Here is an 18,675-nt window from a genome sequence, read left to right on the forward strand (position 1 = left end):
ACAGTTTATCCCGTACCGATCGGCGCGGGTTGGATGGAACCGACCCGCCTGAACGGGACAAATGCAGATGCGGGCAGTTTTTTCGTCCGCATCCTGCTCTGGACCTTTTGGAATCGGTGGGATTGAAGATAGGCTGCGCCGCGCGTTCGAGAGGACGCGCGGCGCAGTCGTTTCGGGAGGGGACCTTGCAGATTTCGGCCGAGAGGACTGAGGAACAACCGCGGGCGTCGCGCGCGGGCATCGCTGGCTGGATGCTGTTCGACTGGGCGGCGCAACCCTTCTTCACGGTCATCACCACCTTCATCTTCGGCCCCTATTTCGTCTCGCGACTGACGGAGGATCACGCCGTCGGCCAGGCGATGTGGGGCTACACACTCACCGTTTCCGGCATCATCATCGCGATCCTTTCACCGGTTCTCGGCTCGATTGCCGACGCGACCGGGCCGCGCAAACCCTGGATCGCCTTCTTCGCGGTCATCAAGATCATATCGCTGGCTATGCTTTGGTTCGCAGCCCCAGGCTCGCCGATCCTCTACCCGGCGATCTTCATGATCCTCGCAAGCATCGCGGCCGAGTTCTCGATCGTCTTCAACGATTCGATGATGCCCCGCCTCGTCCCGGAGAAAGACGTCGGCCGCATCTCCAACATCGCCTGGGGGCTCGGCTACCTCGGCGGCATGATCGTGTTGATCGCCGTCGTGGCACTCCTTGCCGGCAGCCCCGAGACCGGCAAGACGGCAGCCGGCATCGATCCGTTGTTTGGTCTCGATCCCGCCAAGGGAGAGGATGCGCGCATCACCGGCCCGATCTCGGCGCTTTGGTACCTCGTCTTCATCCTGCCGATGTTCCTGTTCACCCCGGATGCGACTAAGGCGACCATGTCGCTTGGCAAGGCAACCGTCACCGGCCTTCGGGAATTGAAGGGCACGCTCGGCGAACTCAAGGAAAGAACGGGCATTCTGCGCTTCCTCATCGCGCGCATGATCTTCCAGGATGGCGTCAACGGCCTTCTGGCGCTTGGCGGCACCTTCGCCGCCGCAATGTTTGGCTGGCGGACGCTGGAACTCGGCATCTACGGCATCATCTTGAACGTCGTCGCCATCGGCGGCTGCCTCTATGCAAGCAGGCTTGATACGCGGCTCGGCTCCAAGGTCATCGTCACTGCCAGCCTGATCTGCCTGACATTGGCAACGATCGGCATCGTCTCGACCGGCCCGGGCTTCACCCTGTTCGGTCTCATGCCGCTGTCGACGGAGGATACCGGGGGCCTGTTCGGCACGGCGGCTGAGAAGGCCTACATCCTCTATGGCCTCTTGGTTGGCATAGCCTTCGGCCCGGTTCAGGCCTCGTCGCGTTCATATCTTGCCCGCAGCGTCAGCCTGGACGAGGCCGGGCGCTACTTCGGTCTCTATGCGCTTTCCGGCCGCGCCACGTCGTTCCTTGCCCCTGCCTCGGTCGCGACGATCACACTTGCCACCGGTTCGGCCCGCATCGGCATGATGGCCCTCATCGCGTTTCTGGTCGTTGGCCTGTTGATCCTCCTGCGCACGCCCTATCCGGCTGACGACGGGCGCAAAAAAACCGCCGCATCCTTCGGACGCGACGGCCTCTGACTTGTCGTTCACGCGCCTTAGATCATTTCATTGTTTCATCGAAACACTGAAGTGATCTAAGTCTTTGAAATTACGCAATTCCGGACGGAAAACCGTTTCACACTTTCCTGGAACTGCTCTAGTGGCGGAAGTGGCGCATGCCGGTGAAGACCATGGCAACGCCGTGCTCGTTGGCAGCGGCAATCACCTCTTCGTCACGCATCGAGCCGCCCGGCTGGATGACGGCGGTGGCACCCGCCGCGATCGCTGACAGCAGACCGTCAGCAAAGGGCAGGAAGGCTTCGGAGGCGACAGCGGAGCCCTTGGTGAGCGGCGTTGCGAGACCGAGCGCCTTCGCCGCCTCCTCGGCCTTGATCGCAGCGATGCGGGCGGAATCGACGCGGCTCATCTGGCCGGCGCCGATGCCGGCGGTCTGGCCATCCTTGGCATAGACGATCGCGTTCGACTTCACGTGCTTGGCCACCTTGAAGGCGAACTTCATGTCCTCGAGTTCCTGGGCCGTCGGCGCGCGCTTGGTCACGACCTTGAGCTCGAGATCTTCGACCATGCCGTTGTCGCGCGTCTGGACCAGCAGGCCGCCGGAAACGGTTTTGGCGGCAAGACCGGGGATGCGCGGGTCCGGCAGGCCGCCGGTCGAAAGCAGCCGCAGGTTCGGCTTGCGGGCGATGACCGCCTTGGCCGCATCGCTGACAGACGGTGCGATGATCACTTCGGTGAAGAGCTTGACGATTTCTTCCGCCGTTTCGGCATCGAGCTCCTGGTTGAGCGCAATGATGCCGCCAAAAGCCGAGGTGGAATCGCAGGCAAGCGCCCGGCGATAGGCTTCCGCCAGCGTCGGCGCCGTCGCAACGCCGCAGGGGTTGGCGTGCTTGATGATGGCGCAGGCCGGCGCCTTCTCGGGTAGGAATTCGGCGACCAGTTCGAAGGCCGCGTCCGTGTCGTTGATGTTGTTGTAGGAGAGCTGCTTGCCCTGCAGCAGCGTTGCCGTGGCGACGCCCGGGCGGTTCTCGCCGGTGAGATAGAACCCGGCCTTCTGATGCGGGTTCTCGCCGTAGCGCATCTCTTCCTTGAGCACGCCGCCGATTACCCGGTGGCGCGGCATCGGCGTATCGAGCGCCTCGGCGAACCAGTTGGAGATGGCTGCATCGTAAGCCGCGGTGCGGGCATAGGCCTTGGCCGCCATCTTCTGGCGGAAGGCATAGGTCGTCTTGCCGGCAGCAAGCTCTTCCAGAAGAACCGGATAGTCGGCCGGATCGGTGACGATCGTCACATAGGCATGGTTCTTGGCCGAGGCGCGGATCATTGCCGGGCCGCCGATGTCGATGTTTTCGACCGTCGTCGGATAATCGCCGCCCTTGGCGCGGACCTCTTCAAAGGGATAGAGGTTGATGATTGCGAGGTCGATCGCAGTGATACCGTGCGTCGACATGGCGGCAACGTGGTCGGCGTCGTCGCGGATCGCCAGAAGACCGCCGTGAACGCCCGGATGCAACGTCTTCACGCGGCCATCCATGACCTCGGGGAAGCCGGTCAGTTCGGAAACGTCGCTCACCGGTAGGCCGGCCTCCGAGAGCGCCTTGTGCGTGCCGCCGGTCGATACGAGCCGGATGCCCTTTTCGTGAAGAGCACGCGCCAGATCGACGACGCCTGCTTTATCGGACACGGAGAGGAGGGCGGTGCGAACCGTAACCTCGTTCGGTGCGGGGATTTTCTTCGAGGCGACAGCCATCACCATGCTCCTTTGGCGGCGCCGGACGCCCGGGAAGAAGCTCCGGCGGTTGGGATGGCTGCCCGTTAGCATAGCTTGTCTGGAGAAGGAACCTCCACGAGACGGTAGCGCTAAAATAAGCACCTCAGTTCGCGCGCGAGAAGGTCCACTGGATCTCCGGCTGACGGGCGACGGCGAAGGTTACGGTCAGTTGCGACGACGCGCGGATGCCCGAAGGATCGGCAAAGAAGATGTCCTCCTCCACCGCAAGCTCTCCGTCCTGGCAGGCAAAGAGCCAGATTTCGCCATCCGGCGCGGTCAGAAAGATCTCGCGCGCATTATTCTGGCGGATGCCCACGGCCGGATGAATGTGGAAACGCGCGACAGCCGTTGCCGTATTGCCGTCGTCCGGATCACTGCCATCGGCCCGCGACAGCCGGTCGCGGCCACGGATCATGCGGCCGCCGTTCAGGACGCCGATGTCGCGTTCGTGGACCAGGTCGAAGGCCGCAAGATAACCGTCATGACTTGCCGTCACCGACTCCAGCCCGCCAGGCTCGTCTTTCCGTGCCACCGTTACCTTCGAAACGCCTGTCGTCATGATCGGCCCCAGGAAACGGGACTGCGAGAAGCGCGAAGAGGACGTGTCGTTGACGGTGACAGTGGAATGCGCTGCGGTCGTGCGCGACATCTGCCGGAAACGGTCGCCGGCAAATTTCGGGGCACCGGAATTGACGACGAAGCGCGTCTTGCCCGACGACATTTCGAAGGACAGGCAGCCGGCATGGGCGCTGCGCGAGAGATCGACGGAAAGCGGCCGGCCGGTATCCATGATGACGACCGTGTTCTCGATCGCCAGACGCTCGTAATGCGCATGGGGCAGCGAACGGAACGGTTCGCCTGCGGTCTCGTCATAACGCAGCACCGAGGCCAGTTCGTGCGCCAGGACCGACGTCGCGCCGTTGAACAGCGCGAGCTCGCCGCCCTGATGGCGGAAAAAGCGCAGGGCCGGATACATGCGGTCGATGCAGGGGATCAGCCGCGACGGCACGTCATGGCCGAGATTGACGTAGGTCTGCCGAAGCGGCAGCAGATCGAGCAGCAATTCGAGCCCGGCCCGCGGGCTGCGCGAGCAATGGCTGCCATCCGGCAGGATCTGGCGATCGAGTTCGAGGTCGAGATGGCGCGAGGCTTTGCGAATGGCGCTCGGCGAAGCTGGCATGGCGACCGACGCCATGGCAAGCGCAAGCCGCACCCGAAGCCTCGCCTCGCCATCGCGCACCGTCTCTGCGATGTGGCGCAGGTAGCGCACCTGAAGCGCCAGACTCTTCAGGAAACGGCGATAGAAACCATGCTCCGCATTGCGCAAAACAACGGGCGAGTGGGAAAGCCAGGCAATGATGCGCTGGGCGATGATATCCGGATCCCAGGCAATGCCGCCGAGATCGCGGCCGTGGGTGGCGATCCAGTCGTCGACGATCTGGCGCAAACGCACATAGCCGGCATCCTCGCGGATCGCACGCAGGTGCCTCAGCCAGCCGAAGGAGTGGAGACGCGCCGCGAACTCGCGCGACGGCAGGTCGATCTCGAACGGCGACTCGCCTTCCGTATCGACAACGCGGCCGGCAAGCGGGAAACGGCCGGCGAGAATTTCTTCGGCAACAAAGGGATCGACGGCTCTAAGATCGGTCGGCGCGACGATCAGGCGGTTGGGCGTCGAGCCAGTAAAACGCAAAGTGGAGACGCGGCCGATCGACAGCCGGCGCGACACCCGGCGCCAGCCTTCACGCACATACAGGTAAGAAAGCCTCCGCCTGCCGGAAAACAACATCAAGGCCGCCGGTTTCCTCATTTCTGGCACGACCGCTCAACATCTGAACGGGCGATGGTCTCGCGCCAGCCGCCGCATGGTGCCAGAGAGACCGTTAAACTTTTATCAATCCTGTCATCTTTGATAGGCCTCTGGCGCCAAAGCGTCAAATGACGCGGCAAAACAGGGCCTTGAGCCCTGTTTTGCCCGACTCAACTTCGGTTGGCGCAGCTATTTGCGGCGAATCACCGCCGCGTAGAAGCCGTCGAGACCACTGGCAAAGGGCGCGTCGAGCGGGAACATCGCCGGCGTGGTGCGCATTTCGCCGAGCGGCGTGATTGCGTCCTCCAGCCCCGGCCAGTCCGCAGCCGAAATCGCAACCCGCTCATAATGAGCACTGGAACCAACAACTCGCTCAACAACCTCTTCGCCTTCGAGCGGATCGAGAGAGCAATTGGAAAAGACGACGACACCGCCGGGCTTGACGACGGTGAGCGCATGGCGGAGCAGCCGCTCCTGCAAGGCGGCGAGCTTTGCGATATCCTCCGGCCCCTTGGTCCACAGCACGTCGGGGTGACGACGTGTCGTGCCGGTGGAAGAGCAGGGTGCATCGAGCAGGGCCGCATCGAATAGCGTTTCCGGCTGGAAGTCGGCCATGTTGACTTCCTTCGTCTCCGCCTCCAGGCCAAGCCGCTTCAGATTGCCCTTCAGCCGACGCAGACGGCTGCCGGACTGATCAAGCGCCGTCACTTCGGCGCCGGCAAGGATGAGCTGTGCGGTCTTGCCGCCCGGCGCGGCACAGAGATCGACGACCCGCTTGCCGCTGAGGTCGCCGAACAGCCGCGCCGGTATCGACGCTGCAGCATCCTGAACCCACCAGGCGCCATCGTCGAATCCGGCTAAGGAAGGGATGGAGCCAGAGAATGCGCCGAGACGGACCGAACCTGTCGGCAAGACGATGCCACCAAGACGCTCGGCCCAAGCTGCGGGTTCAGACTTGACCGACAAATCGATTGCCGCCGGCGTCAGCTGCGCATCTGCGATCTGTTGCGCTGGCCCAGCGCCATAGCGGGCGACCAGGCGCTCGAAGAACCAATCTGGCATCGCCGGGACATCACGCATACCTTCGAGAAGGGCATCCTTTTCACGTGACAGGCGCCGAAGAACAGCATTCACGAGATTGGCGAAACGCCGATTGCGGGGATCCGCCTGCGCCTGCTCGACGGCGAGGTCGACGGCCGAATGATCAGGCACATCGAGATAGAGGATCTGCGCTGCCGCGACGGCAAGCACATGATCAAGCGCGCGCGCGCCCTCCGGCAAAGGCGTCTGCAGCAGCGAATTGATGGCGGCCTGGATGCGCGGGAGATGGCGAAGCCCTGAGTTCAGGATCGCCCGCACCAGAGCACGGTCGGCCTCACTGAGTTCGCGATAGGCCGGATTGCCGTGCTCGCTGTCGAGCATGCCGTCGAGCGACGTCTTGCGGTCGATCACCGCGCCGAGAATCTTGGCGGCGGCCTGACGTGCTTTCAGCCCCGGTTTTTCCGGGCCGCGAGGCGAATCGGCGGCTTTTTTCGATTTCGCTGCGGCGCCGTTTCGGTGCGATCGTTTCGGGGGTGAATCGTTCTTGTTATCTGCGGACATCAGGACCAGGGACCTTTGGGTGGTTCGGAACCACCGCGACCCCAACCGGTAGAGGGTACAGAGCGCGATTTGCGCACCGGATTATCAGCCCGAACCGGCGGCGTCGAGACCGAAGACATTTCCTGGGCCATCTGCTGCAGGGCCGCAATCCGGTTTTCGGTGTTCGGATGGGTCGAGAACAGGTTGTCCATCCGCTCGCCGGAGAGCGGGTTGATGATGAACATATGCGCCGTCGCCGGATTGCGTTCGGCGTCGTCATTGTGAATCTGCTGCGCCGCACCGGCAATCTTCTGCAGCGCCGAGGCCAGCGCCATGGGCTTGCCGCAGATCTCGGCGCCGCGCCGGTCAGCCGAGTATTCACGGGTACGGCTGATCGCCATCTGCACCAGCATCGCCGCCATCGGCGCCACGATCATGGCGACCAGCGTGCCGATGAAACCGAGCGGATTGTTGTTTTCACGGTTGCCGCCGAAGAAGAAGGCAAAGTTGCCGAGCATCGAGATCGCGCCGGCAAGCGTCGCCGTCAGCGTCATCGTGAGCGTATCACGGTTCTGCACGTGCGCCAGTTCGTGCGCCATGACGCCCGCCACTTCATCATAGTTCAGCGCATGCAGCAGGCCGGTGGAGGCGGCAACCGCGGCATTTTCGGGATTGCGACCGGTGGCGAAGGCATTCGGCTGGGGGCTGTCGATCACATAGACGCGCGGCATCGGCAGACCGGCATTCCGGGCAAGGTCACGCACGATGCCGTAGTACTCCGGCGCACTGCGCTCATCGACTTCCTGGGCGCGATATATGCGCAGCACCATCTTGTCGGAGTTCCAGTACGAGAAGAAGTTCATGCCCGCGGCCATGACGAAGGCGATCATCATGCCGCCGCGTCCGCCGATGACGAAGCCCACCGCCATGAACAGGGCGGTCATGACTGCAAGCAGCATGGCGGTGCGGACAAGGTTCATCTAAGTCTCCGGATCGTCGATGTTTCACGTGAATCAGGGTTCCCGTTGTGTGAACGGCATCCTATATGATGGGTGCAAATGCCCCGTTCTTCAATATTGATGCTCGAATCCGGATACCGTTCAGATGCAGAACGACAATGACAACGCTCCCGATCGCCCGAAACGGCCACTGCCGCCCGCAGCCATGCGCGCGCTGAAGGAAGCCGAAGAGCGGCGTCAGGCGGAAGAGAAGAAGGAATTGCCACCAGAGATCGGCGGACGCGGCGGTGAAGATCCTGCCCGCTACGGCGACTGGGAGATCAAGGGTCGGGCGATCGACTTCTAAGCTTGAGGCGGCAAGCCGCCGGCCCCTTAGCTGCGAACTGAATCCGGCTCACTAAATCGCCACAGGTGCAGAGCACTGCGTGCAGCGACACCGCAAATCACGTGCAAACCTTATTTGTTTCAGTCGAAACGGCCGCTACACACCCAGTGGGCTCGTAGCGGCCGCAAGAGATCAGGCCTTGTTCTGACGATTGGCGATGAGGTCGTCGACGACGGCCGGATCGGCGAGCGTCGAAGTATCGCCGAGCGCGCCGAAATCGTCTTCGGCGATCTTGCGCAGGATGCGTCGCATGATCTTGCCAGAGCGGGTCTTCGGCAGGCCCGGTGCGAACTGGATCTTGTCCGGCGTGGCGATCGGTCCGATTTCCGAACGGACGTGCTTCACCAAAGCAGCGCGAAGATCGTCATTGCCGATTTCGCCGGCCATCAGCGAAACATAGCAGTAGATGCCCTGGCCCTTGATCGGATGCGGATAGCCGACAACTGCCGCTTCCGAGACGAGGTGATGCGATACCAGCGCCGATTCGACTTCTGCCGTTCCGAGACGGTGGCCGGAAACATTGAGAACGTCGTCGACGCGACCGGTGATCCAGTAATAGCCGTCCTCATCGCGACGGCAGCCGTCACCGGTGAAATACTTGCCCTTGTAGGTGGCGAAGTAGGTCTGGCCGAAGCGCGCGTGGTCGCCGTAGATCGTGCGCATCTGGCCGGGCCAGCTGTCGGTGATGCAGAGGTTGCCGTCAGCAGCACCCTCAAGTACGTTTCCTTCATTGTCGACCAGCTGCGGCTGCACGCCGAAGAACGGCCGGGTGGCGGAACCGGGCTTCAGATCGGTTGCGCCCGGCAGCGGCGTGATCAGGATGCCACCGGTCTCCGTCTGCCACCAGGTATCGACGATCGGCGACTTCTGCTCGCCGACGACGTTGTAGTACCACTCCCAGGCTTCCGGGTTGATCGGCTCGCCGACCGAGCCGAGCAGGCGGAGCGACGAGCGCGACGAGCGCTTGACGAAGTCGTCACCGGCACCCATCAGCGAGCGGATCGCCGTCGGCGCCGTGTAGAAGACGTTGACCTTGTGCTTTTCGACCACTTCCCAGAAGCGCCCGGCATCCGGGAAATTCGGGACACCTTCGAACATTACGGTCGTCGCCGCATTCGCCAGCGGGCCGTAGACGATATAGGAGTGGCCGGTGACCCAGCCGACGTCGGCCGTGCACCAGTAGACTTCGCCGTCGCGGTAGTCGAAGACATATTCATGCGTCATCGACGCATAGACGAGGTAACCGCCGGTCGTGTGCAGCACGCCCTTCGGCTTGCCGGTCGAACCCGAGGTATAGAGGATGAACAACGGATCTTCCGCCTTCATCTTCGCCGGCTCGCAATGCGGCTTCACAGTCGCGATTTCCTGGTGATACCAGAGGTCGCGACCCGGCGCCCAGGCGGTCTTGCCGCCGGTGCGGCGGACCACGAGCACCTTGTTGACGATGACATGCTGCTTGGCCGCGATGTCGATCGCCGTGTCGGTGTTTTCCTTGAGCGGTACCGGCTTGCCGCCGCGCACGCCCTCATCGCAGGTGATGACGAAGGTGGATTCGCAGTCGACGATACGGCCGGCAAGCGCGTCCGGCGAGAAGCCGCCAAAGACGACCGAATGGATCGCACCGATGCGGGCGCAGGCGAGCATCGCATAGGCCGCTTCCGGGATCATCGGCATGTAGATGGTGACGCGGTCGCCCTTCTTGACGCCATGCTTCTTCAGCACGTTGGCGAGGCGACAAACCTGCTCGTAGAGCTGGTTGTAGGTGATCTTCTTGTCGATATAGGGGTTGTCACCTTCCCAGATAATCGCCGTCTTCTCGCCATGCGTCTTCAGGTGGCGGTCGATACAGTTGTAGGAGACGTTGGTGAGGCCGTCTTCATACCACTTGATCGAAACCTTGCCCTTGAAGGAGGTGTTCTTGACCTTGGTGTAGGGCTTGAACCAATCGATCCGTTTGCCGTGTTTGCCCCAGAACTTTGCCGGGTCCGAAACACTCTCCTCATACCACTTCAGGTAAGTGGCATTGTCGAGCAGCGTCCGGCTCTTGGCAGACTTCAACACCGGATAGATTTTGGCGGACATATTTTCCTCCCTACGCATTCCTAGTGCGGCTCGCCACTCCCAGGGCCAGCCCGTTTCGCGGACATACATAGCAGGTCAAATGCCCGCCGCAATTAGACAAAAGGACATTTGGAACTGAAGAATTGCAATTTTGAGACAAGGACGGTATAGAGGCCCACATTTCCCGGAAATCAGTGGTAGACTCCACGGCCCGCGACACCGGCGCGGCGGACAAAAGGACTATATCCATGGCTCAGCAACTGCTTATGCCCAAGGCAACAGCCGTCTGGCTCGTTGACAATACCGCGCTGTCCTTCGACCAGATCGCGCAGTTTTGCAAGCTGCACCCGCTTGAAGTAAAGGCGATCGCCGACGGTGAATCCGCGCAGGGCATCAAGGGCCTCGACCCGATTGCCACGGGCCAGCTTTCGCGTGACGAGATCGCTCGCGCAGAAGGAAACCCCAACCACAAGCTGAAGCTTTCCGAGCCGAAGGTCCGCGTTCCCGACTCGAAGCGTAAAGGTCCGCGGTACACCCCGGTTTCCAAGCGCCAGGATCGCCCCAACGCCATTCTCTGGCTCGTTCGCAACCATCCCGAGTTGAAGGACGCGCAGATTTCGCGCCTCGTCGGCACGACCAAGTCGACGATCGAACAGATCCGCGAGCGCACCCACTGGAACTCCGCCAACTTGACGCCGATGGATCCGGTGACCCTCGGCCTCTGCTCGCAGATCGACCTCGACCTCGAAGTCGAACGCGCCTCCAAGGGCCGCCCGCTGCCGACAGCTGCCGAACTCGGCCAGACGCTGGAATCGGCTCAGGAGACCGAAAAGCTGGGCTTCAGCTACGAGCGTGAGGAAGAGAAGGAAATCGACGCCGATGCCGTCTTCGCCAAGCTCAAGTCGCTGAAGTCGGACCGCAAGGACGAGGACGAAGACGATCACTATTGATCGCCGTCCAGCTCGATGAAAAAAGCCCGGATCGTCGATCCGGGCTTTTTTGTTGGCCAGCGTTCAATATGTGTTCAGTAAGCCGAACCGGATGGATCGTTGAGGTTGTGGCGCTCGGTCCCTTTAAGCGGCGGATTGAAGATGCTGACGAGGATCAGATCCTCGCCCTTGCCGCCGCGCAGATAGTGTTTGTCGTGCTGGTCCAGCACGTAGATGTCGCCCTTGTTGATCGGGAAGATCTTGCCCTGCATGTCCTCGACCTCGCCGTGGCCGGCGATGCAGTAGCAGGCCTCCAGATGATTGCGGTACTCGAGCAGAGACACCGTGCCGGCGCGCACCACGGTGTGGCAGACGGTGAAGCCCATGCCATCCTTCTCGGTAAGCAGCCGATGACTGGTGCCGCTGCCCCATTCGACGAAATGATCGGTTGCTTCGATCTGCTGCAGGCTGCGCACGAACATGGCTCTCTCCATCTGTAAGGATTTCTAATGTTTTCGGGTGAGGATTCCGACCCGCTACCGGGATAGTCCCAGTATCCGTTGACAGCGGCACCCAATCAAACGACGATTCCTCAAGGGATTGATGAGGAAAATTTACAGATGATGATGCCACCACTTGGCATGCTGCGCGCCTTCGAAGCCGCGGCGCGTTTGGCAAGTTTCTCCCGTGCCGGCGACGAACTGCACGTGACGCATGCGGCCGTCAGCCACCAGATCCGGCTGCTGGAGGAGTGGTTCGGCCGGCCGCTGTTCGTGCGGGAGAAACGTGGTGTGCGGCTGGCGGCGGAAGCCGAGAGCCTGGCAGCAGCGCTGACCTCGGCATTCGAGCGCATCGCCGCGGAAACCGAGTTGCTGCGGCTGAATGCCAAGGCGCAAGTGAGCGTCGCCTGTATTCCCTCGATCGCCACCCGCTGGCTGATACCGGCACTCGGTGAATTTCTCGGCCGTCATCCCGAGGTCGACGTCAAGGTCGTCTACGCCATGGCCGAACAGCAATTGCGCGAAACCGGCTGTGATATCCTCATCACTCTCGGCGCCGATACGAGCGAAGGGACGCGGTCAGACCGGCTGTTTTCGCGAATCAATCGGCCAGTTGCGAGCCCCCGTTACATCGAACGGAAAGGTGAGTTGAGGGCAGTGCAGGCGATCGCTTCCGCCGATCTGCTGCACGACGAGACAACCTCGCGCTGGCGCGATTGGTTCGCCAGGGCAGGGGTGACGACGGGACAAAGCCTGCGAGGCCCCATCTTCCAGGACTTCAACCTTCTCGCCACGGCCGTCATCGCCGGCCATGGCGTGGCCCTTTGTCCGGTCGAGGTCTTCCGGCGCGAAATCGAAAGTAGCGACCTCGTGATCCTCTCCGACATCGCCACTCTCGAAGACGAGAGCTATTTTCTCATCACCAAGACCGCGCGCTCAAAGGCAGTGTCAATCTTCAGCGACTGGATCGCGACCGTCGTCAGGTCTTGATGCAAGCGCAGTGGCGCTCACATTATAAGCCGGCTCAGGAAGTCGCTAGATGCCGATTCCCCGGCCATGCAGCGCCAACGTGATCTCGTCCAGGATAACCGGATCGTCGATCGTCGCCGGCATTTTCCAGGGTTGGCGATCGGCAATCTTCTGGATCGTCGCCCGCAGGATCTTGCCCGACCGCGTCTTCGGTAGTCGCTTGACGCAAATCGCCAGGCGGAAGGCCGCCACCGGCCCGATGCGCTCGCGCACGAGGCTGATTACTTCGCGTTCGATCTCCGACGTTTCACGGGAAACATTGGAATTGATGACGAGGAAGCCCGCTGGCACCTGACCCTTCAAATCATCGGCTATCCCGATCACAGCGCATTCGGCGACATCAGGATGGCTGGCGCAGACTTCCTCCATTGCCCCGGTCGAGAGGCGGTGACCGGCGACGTTGATGATGTCGTCGGTGCGCGCCATGATGAAGATGTAACCATCCTCGTCGAGATAGCCGGCATCGGCGGTCTTGTAGTAACCGGGGAATTCTTCGAGATAGGCCGCGCGGAAACGATGGTCGGCATTCCAGAGCGTCGGCAGACAGCCGGGCGGCAGCGGCAGTTTTACGACGACATTGCCGAGCGTGCCCGGGCCGACCGGATGTCCGGCATCGTCGAGAATCTGGACATCATACCCCGGCAGTGGGACCGCCGGAGAACCGTACTTGACCGGCAGCAGGCCGAGGCCCATGGGATTGCCGGCCACGGGCCAACCGGTCTCCGTCTGCCACCAGTGGTCGATAACAGGCACCCCAAGCGCTTTCTCCGCCCAGCGGATCGTATCCGGATCCGCCCGCTCACCGGCAAGGAACAACGCGCGGAAGCGCGACAGGTCATAGCGGCCGACATAGGACGCGTCGGGATCGTCCTTGCGGATCGCGCGCAGAGCGGTCGGCGCCGTGAACATCACCACGACGCCATGCTCGGCAATGATCCGCCAATAGGTTCCGGGGTCAGGCGTGCCGACCGGCTTGCCCTCGAAGAGGATCGAGGTGCTGCCGTTGAGGAGCGGGCCATAGACGATATAGGAGTGGCCGACGACCCAGCCGATATCGGAGGCGGCCCAGAATACCTCTCCCGGCTGGACGCCGAAGAAGTTCTCCATGGACCATTTGAGCGCAACCATGTGGCCGCCATTGTCGCGCACCACGCCCTTGGGCTGGCCGGTCGTGCCCGACGTATAAAGCACATAAAGCGGATCGGTGGAGGCGACGGGTGTGCATCCGACCTCTTCACCCGCCTGCTTCGCGGAGGCCAGCGCCGATGCGAAATCAATGTCGCGCCCCTCCATCATCTCCGCTTCCGCCATTTCCCGTTGGAAGACGAGGCAATGCGCCGGCTTGTGGGTCGCGATCTCCAGCGCCGCGTCGAGCAGCGGCTTATAGGCGACGGTTCGACCGGGTTCGATGCCGCAGCTTGCGGAAACCACGAGCTTCGCCTGGCAATCGTCGATGCGCACCGCCAGTTCGTTGGCGGCAAAACCGCCGAAGACCACGGAATGCACGGCGCCGATCCGGGCGGCGGCCAGCATGGCAACCGCCGCCTGTGGGATCATCGGCATGTAGATGATGATGCGATCACCCTTGCCAACACCGAGCTTCCGATAGACGGCAGCCAATGCCGCCACATCGGCAAGCAATGCCGCATAGGAGATGCGCTCGACCCGCCCGGTGACCGGACTGTCATAGATAAAGGCGACCTGCTCGCCACGCCCCGCTTCGACATGACGGTCGAGACAATTGTAGCAGGTGTTCGTCGAGCCACCGGCATACCAGTGCCCGTAGGTCCCCGCCGCAGCATCGAATGCACGCTGCGGACGCTCGTACCAGTCGATGGCGTCGGCAGCACCGGACCAGAAGCCTTGCGGATCCGCCTTCCAGGCGGCGTACACTTCGGAATAGCGACTCGCCATTTCCGTTCCTCCCTATGCATTTGCCGGACATGTCCGGCCTCCTCGTGCACAAGGATAGGCTAATGGGTGGGCAGGGGAACCCCGACGAAAGCGTAATGCGGCGAAATGGCGTTATCGCGCGCCGAAAATGGCCGAACCGACACGGACGCTGGTGGCGCCGAACTGCACCGCCGTCTCGAAATCGCCGGACATGCCCATCGACAGCTTCTCGAGCTTGCAGGCGGCGGCCAGCTTGGCGAGCAGGGCGAAATGCGGGCCGGGATTTTCCTCGACCGGCGGAATGCACATCAGCCCCTCTATCTGCAGACCCAGCTCCTGGCGGCAGAGATCGACAAAAGCGACCGTCTCCTCCGGTGGGATGCCGGCCTTCTGCGGCTCCAGCCCGGTGTTGACCTGAACGTAGAGCCTGAGGTTCCGGCCCTGCTTCTGCATCTCTGCGGAGAGCGCGCGGGCAATCTTCTCACGATCGACCGTCTCGATGACGTCGAAAAGGGCGACTGCCTCAGCCGCCTTGTTCGACTGCAGCGGGCCGATCAGGTGCAGTTCGAGGCTGGGCGTTTCAGCCTTCAGCACCGGCCACTTGCCTTGCGCTTCCTGAACCCGGTTCTCTCCGAAGACCCGCTGGCCTGCGGAAATCACCAGCCGGATTGCATCGGCGTCGAAGGTTTTGGACACGGCGACCAGCGTGGCTGCACCCTTGGCGCGATGAGCAGACTTCTCTGCCGCCTGAATCCGGCTCACGACATCCTGCAATCGCTCTTGGACTTCCATGGACCTTTTCTCCGAAACGGATTTCTCAAACCACTCACCGAGCGGATTAGGCAAAGTTGATCGGCTTGCCAAGACCGCCACCCTCATGACGGGCGCAAATCCGCCAAAGTGTCGCGGCAAACCCTTCAAAAACTTGACCGTCAGACGGTTTCGTGGTGAAGGTCACCCCAACTATCATGAGGCGCGCCCTATGCGCCGCAGAACTTCCGGAACATCGAAAAGACATGTCTAGCGAACGATACAATCCGCGTGATGCCGAGCCCCGTTGGCAGCAGGAATGGGAAAAGAACGAGGTCTTCCAGACCGAGAACGACGATCCGCGCGAAAAGTACTACGTGCTAGAGATGTTCCCCTATCCGTCGGGCCGCATCCATATGGGCCACGTGCGCAACTACACCATGGGTGACGTGGTGGCGCGGTACAAGCGTGCCCGCGGCTTCAACGTGCTGCACCCGATGGGCTGGGACGCCTTCGGCATGCCGGCCGAGAACGCCGCCATGGAGCGTGGTGTGCATCCAGCAAGCTGGACCTACCAGAACATCGCTTCGATGAAGGCGCAGCTTAAGGTCATGGGCCTGTCGCTCGACTGGAACCGCGAATTCGCGACCTGTGACCCCGCCTACTACCAGCGCCAGCAGCATCTGTTCCTGGACTTCCTGGAAAAGGGCCTCGTTTACCGCAAGCAGTCCAAGGTCAACTGGGACCCGGTCGACAACACCGTGCTCGCCAACGAGCAGGTGATCGACGGCCGCGGCTGGCGCTCGGGCGCGCTGGTCGAACAGCGCGAACTGACGCAGTGGTTCTTCCGCATCACCGACTTCAGCCAGGAACTGCTCGACGCGCTGGACACGCTGGATCAGTGGCCCGAGAAGGTGCGCCTGATGCAGAAGAACTGGATCGGTCGCTCCGAAGGCCTGTCGCTGCGTTGGGAGCTGGTCGAAGGCACCGCCGGTGACGCGACCGAGCTGACCGTCTACACGACCCGTCCGGACACGCTCTTCGGCGCTTCCTTCCTGGCGATCGCTGCCGACCATCCGCTGGCTAGGCAGGCGGCGGCGACCAATCCGGAAGTCGATGCCTTCTGCGAGGAGTGCCGCCGCGCCGGCACCTCGCTCGCCGCGCTGGAAACGGCAGAAAAGAAGGGCATCGATACCGGCATTCGCGCCAAGCACCCGCTCGATCCGAGCTGGGAACTGCCTGTTTATGTCGCAAATTTCGTACTGATGGACTACGGCACGGGCGCCATCTTCGGCTGCCCCTCCGGTGACCAGCGCGACCTCGACTTCGCCCGCAAATACGACCTGCCGGTTGTTCCGGTCGTTATGCCGAAGGACGGCGATGCCGCAACCTTCGCCATCGGCGACGAGGCCTATATCGGCGACGGCGTGATGATCAACTCGCGCTTCCTCGACGGCCTGTCGACGGAAGAGGCATTTGAGACAGTCGCCTCGAAGCTCGAGCAGGAAACGCTCGACGGCGCGCCGAGCGCCGAGCGCAAGGTGAACTTCCGCCTGCGCGACTGGGGCATTTCGCGTCAGCGCTATTGGGGCTGCCCGATCCCCGTCATCCATTGTGATGACTGCGGTGTCGTGCCGGTTCCGAAGGCCGACCTGCCGGTCATTCTGCCGCCGGACGTCACCTTCGACAAGCCGGGCAATCCGCTCGACCGTCACCCGACCTGGCGCCACGTTGCCTGCCCGCATTGCGGCAAGGATGCCCGGCGCGAGACGGACACGATGGACACCTTCGTCGATTCGTCCTGGTACTTCACCCGCTTCACCGCGCCGTGGGAAGACAATCCGACCGACCCCAAGGTCGCCAACCATTGGCTGCCGGTGGATCAATATATCGGCGGCATCGAGCACGCGATCCTGCACCTGCTCTACTCGCGCTTCTTCACCCGCGCGATGAAGGCGACCGGTCATGTCGCGCTCGACGAGCCGTTCAAGGGTCTCTTCACCCAGGGCATGGTCGTGCACGAAACCTATAGCCGCGGCGAGGGTGCCCAGCGCGAATGGGTGACCCCGGCCGAGATCCGCATCGAGGAAATCGACGGACGCCGCCGCGCCGTGCTGCTCGAGACCGGCGAGGAAATCGCCATCGGCTCGATCGAGAAGATGTCGAAGTCGAAGAAGAACGTCGTCGATCCCGACGACATCATCGCTTCCTATGGCGCCGATACCGCGCGCTTCTTCGTTCTCTCCGATTCGCCGCCGGATCGTGACGTCATCTGGTCCGAAGCCGGTGTCGAAGGATCACATCGCTTCGTCCAGCGCGTATGGCGCTTGATCAGCGAGGCGGCCGAAAAGCTGCGCGGGATCGAAGCCGTACCGGCGCTTGAAGGCGAGGCCCTTGCCGTTTCTCAGGCCGCGCACAAGACGCTGCGCGCGGTCGAGGCGGATTATGACAAGCTGGCCTTCAACAAGGCCGTGGCGCGGATCTATGAGCTCGTGAACACGCTTGCCGCACCGCTGACACAGGTTGCCGCCGGCAAGGCGGACGCAGCGCTCGCGAGCGCTGTAAAGGACGCCACGACGATCCTGGTCAGCCTGATTGCACCGATGACGCCGCACCTCGCCGAGGAATGCTGGCGCGAAATCGGCGGCGGGGGGCTGATCGCGGAGCGCGGCTGGCCGACGTTCAATCCTGCGCTGGTTGTCGAGAACGAAATTACCCTTCCCGTGCAGATCAACGGCAAGAAGCGCGCCGATTTGACAATCGCCCGCGATGCGGATCAGAGTGCGATCGAAAGCGCCGTCCTGGCGCTCGATGCCGTCAAGTCCGCGCTCAACGGCAGCAGCCCCAAGAAAATCATCGTCGTGCCCCAGAGGATCGTCAATGTCGTTGTCTGATAGAGCTGGCTCCCGTATCCGGTCGTTTCCGGTGCTGGCAGGTGTTCTTTTGCTGACCGCGCTCGCCGGCTGCCAGGTCAGGCCGCTCTACTCCGATCCTGTCGGTACGTCGACGGCGCTGGCGGCGATCGAGATCTCCGATGCCGACGAGCGCGTCGAACAGGAAGTCCGCAACGCGCTGATCTTCCTTGTGGCGGGCGGGCAGGGCGAACCGGTAAACCCGCAATATCACCTGTCGCTGGACGTCACGAGCCGCGCCATGGGCGTGCTCTATGATCAGAACAAGGACCGCGTGGATCGGGCAAGCGCCGGACGCATCGTCGTCAAGGCGGACTACAACCTGACGAAGATCGGAACGGGCGAGACGATCAAGTCTGGCAACCGCACGGCGGTCGCGCTTGTCGACTTCTCCGTCCAGGAATTTGCCAAGGTGCGCGCCGTGCGCGATGGCGAAAACCGCGCCGCAAAGGAATTGGCCGAGCTGATCCGGGCTGATGTTGCCGCGGCCCTCAGTCGCTAGT

Annotated in this window: 14 protein-coding genes; 6 read left to right on the plus strand and 8 right to left on the minus strand. The window is 62.5% G+C overall.

Annotated elements, in window-relative coordinates:
• Positions 1-185: 185 nt before the first annotated feature.
• Entirely contained in the window at positions 186-1,613 is a 1,428-nt protein-coding gene (locus tag IB265_RS21995) for an MFS transporter (protein WP_057252000.1), read from the plus strand.
• A 118-nt stretch (positions 1,614-1,731) separates the two neighbouring features.
• Here the strand turns inward: IB265_RS21995 and purH are convergent, their stop codons facing one another.
• From purH to htpX, 4 genes are all read right to left on the minus strand, one after another.
• Positions 1,732-3,342: a bifunctional phosphoribosylaminoimidazolecarboxamide formyltransferase/IMP cyclohydrolase gene (gene purH / locus IB265_RS22000; protein ID WP_192495165.1), complete on the minus strand. Its 1,611-nt coding sequence runs from the start codon at positions 3,340-3,342 to the stop codon at positions 1,732-1,734.
• A 124-nt stretch (positions 3,343-3,466) separates the two neighbouring features.
• On the minus strand, positions 3,467-5,152 hold the full coding sequence (locus IB265_RS22005) for a heparinase II/III family protein (protein ID WP_057252002.1): 1,686 nt from the start codon (positions 5,150-5,152) through the stop codon (positions 3,467-3,469).
• 210 nt (positions 5,153-5,362) lie between these two features.
• Positions 5,363-6,775, minus strand: a complete 1,413-nt coding sequence (locus IB265_RS22010; protein WP_192495166.1) for an RsmB/NOP family class I SAM-dependent RNA methyltransferase — start codon at positions 6,773-6,775, stop codon at positions 5,363-5,365.
• Positions 6,775-7,734 carry a zinc metalloprotease HtpX gene (gene htpX, locus IB265_RS22015; protein ID WP_057252004.1) on the minus strand — a complete coding sequence of 320 codons (960 nt, stop codon included), beginning with the start codon at positions 7,732-7,734 and terminating at the stop codon, positions 6,775-6,777. Before htpX ends, IB265_RS22010 begins: the two co-directional genes overlap by 1 nt.
• 124 nt (positions 7,735-7,858) lie before the next feature.
• Here htpX and IB265_RS22020 point away from each other — a divergent pair, with 124 nt between their 5' ends.
• Positions 7,859-8,059, plus strand: coding sequence for a DUF1674 domain-containing protein (locus IB265_RS22020; RefSeq protein ID WP_057252005.1), 201 nt, complete (start codon positions 7,859-7,861; stop codon positions 8,057-8,059).
• Between the two features lie 171 nt (positions 8,060-8,230).
• Here the strand turns inward: IB265_RS22020 and acs are convergent, their stop codons facing one another.
• Positions 8,231-10,180: an acetate--CoA ligase gene (gene acs, locus IB265_RS22025; protein WP_057252006.1), complete on the minus strand. Its 1,950-nt coding sequence runs from the start codon at positions 10,178-10,180 to the stop codon at positions 8,231-8,233.
• Between the two features lie 227 nt (positions 10,181-10,407).
• On the opposite strand from acs, the gene IB265_RS22030 reads away from it, so the two are divergent.
• Entirely contained in the window at positions 10,408-11,109 is a 702-nt protein-coding gene (locus IB265_RS22030; RefSeq protein ID WP_043624204.1) for a DUF1013 domain-containing protein, read from the plus strand.
• 74 nt (positions 11,110-11,183) lie between these two features.
• Here the strand turns inward: IB265_RS22030 and IB265_RS22035 are convergent, their stop codons facing one another.
• Positions 11,184-11,570, minus strand: a complete 387-nt coding sequence (locus tag IB265_RS22035) for an ectoine synthase (protein WP_057252007.1) — start codon at positions 11,568-11,570, stop codon at positions 11,184-11,186.
• A gap of 141 nt (positions 11,571-11,711) precedes the next feature.
• Here IB265_RS22035 and IB265_RS22040 point away from each other — a divergent pair, with 141 nt between their 5' ends.
• Positions 11,712-12,578: a LysR substrate-binding domain-containing protein gene (locus IB265_RS22040; protein WP_192495173.1), complete on the plus strand. Its 867-nt coding sequence runs from the start codon at positions 11,712-11,714 to the stop codon at positions 12,576-12,578.
• Between the two features lie 45 nt (positions 12,579-12,623).
• On the opposite strand, the gene IB265_RS22045 is transcribed toward IB265_RS22040, so the two are convergent.
• Both IB265_RS22045 and IB265_RS22050 read right to left on the minus strand, forming a co-directional pair.
• Positions 12,624-14,531 (minus strand): AMP-binding protein, encoded by a 1,908-nt coding sequence (locus IB265_RS22045; protein ID WP_057252009.1) that lies wholly within the window; start codon positions 14,529-14,531, stop codon positions 12,624-12,626.
• Between the two features lie 111 nt (positions 14,532-14,642).
• Positions 14,643-15,302, minus strand: coding sequence for a YggS family pyridoxal phosphate-dependent enzyme (locus IB265_RS22050; protein WP_057252010.1), 660 nt, complete (start codon positions 15,300-15,302; stop codon positions 14,643-14,645).
• Positions 15,303-15,526: 224 nt separating this feature from the next.
• Here IB265_RS22050 and leuS point away from each other — a divergent pair, with 224 nt between their 5' ends.
• Both leuS and lptE read left to right on the plus strand, forming a co-directional pair.
• Positions 15,527-18,154 carry a leucine--tRNA ligase gene (gene leuS / locus IB265_RS22055; RefSeq protein ID WP_057252011.1) on the plus strand — a complete coding sequence of 876 codons (2,628 nt, stop codon included), beginning with the start codon at positions 15,527-15,529 and terminating at the stop codon, positions 18,152-18,154.
• The gene (gene lptE, locus IB265_RS22060) at positions 18,141-18,674 is read left to right on the plus strand and encodes an LPS assembly lipoprotein LptE (protein WP_057252012.1); all 534 of its coding nucleotides are present in this window, start codon (positions 18,141-18,143) and stop codon (positions 18,672-18,674) included. The genes leuS and lptE overlap by 14 nt, the downstream gene beginning before the upstream one ends.
• Position 18,675: the final 1 nt, after the last annotated feature.

It is taken from the genome of Ensifer sp. ENS10 (genome assembly GCF_014852025.1).
Classification (GTDB): Bacteria; Pseudomonadota; Alphaproteobacteria; order Rhizobiales; family Rhizobiaceae; genus Ensifer.

Excerpts from the sequence above, each read along its gene's own strand:
- purH (WP_192495165.1), bottom strand. The coding sequence starts at position 3,342 with ATGGCTGTCGCCTCGAAGAAAATCCCCGCACCGAACGAGGTTACGGTT.
- IB265_RS22005 (WP_057252002.1), bottom strand. The coding sequence starts at position 5,152 with ATGTTGTTTTCCGGCAGGCGGAGGCTTTCTTACCTGTATGTGCGTGAA.
- IB265_RS22010 (WP_192495166.1), bottom strand. The coding sequence starts at position 6,775 with ATGTCCGCAGATAACAAGAACGATTCACCCCCGAAACGATCGCACCGA.
- htpX (WP_057252004.1), bottom strand. The coding sequence starts at position 7,734 with ATGAACCTTGTCCGCACCGCCATGCTGCTTGCAGTCATGACCGCCCTG.
- IB265_RS22020 (WP_057252005.1), top strand. The coding sequence starts at position 7,859 with ATGCAGAACGACAATGACAACGCTCCCGATCGCCCGAAACGGCCACTG.
- acs (WP_057252006.1), bottom strand. The coding sequence starts at position 10,180 with ATGTCCGCCAAAATCTATCCGGTGTTGAAGTCTGCCAAGAGCCGGACG.
- IB265_RS22030 (WP_043624204.1), top strand. The coding sequence starts at position 10,408 with ATGGCTCAGCAACTGCTTATGCCCAAGGCAACAGCCGTCTGGCTCGTT.
- IB265_RS22035 (WP_057252007.1), bottom strand. The coding sequence starts at position 11,570 with ATGTTCGTGCGCAGCCTGCAGCAGATCGAAGCAACCGATCATTTCGTC.
- IB265_RS22040 (WP_192495173.1), top strand. The coding sequence starts at position 11,712 with ATGATGCCACCACTTGGCATGCTGCGCGCCTTCGAAGCCGCGGCGCGT.
- IB265_RS22045 (WP_057252009.1), bottom strand. The coding sequence starts at position 14,531 with ATGGCGAGTCGCTATTCCGAAGTGTACGCCGCCTGGAAGGCGGATCCG.
- IB265_RS22050 (WP_057252010.1), bottom strand. The coding sequence starts at position 15,302 with ATGGAAGTCCAAGAGCGATTGCAGGATGTCGTGAGCCGGATTCAGGCG.
- leuS (WP_057252011.1), top strand. The coding sequence starts at position 15,527 with ATGTCTAGCGAACGATACAATCCGCGTGATGCCGAGCCCCGTTGGCAG.
- lptE (WP_057252012.1), top strand. The coding sequence starts at position 18,141 with ATGTCGTTGTCTGATAGAGCTGGCTCCCGTATCCGGTCGTTTCCGGTG.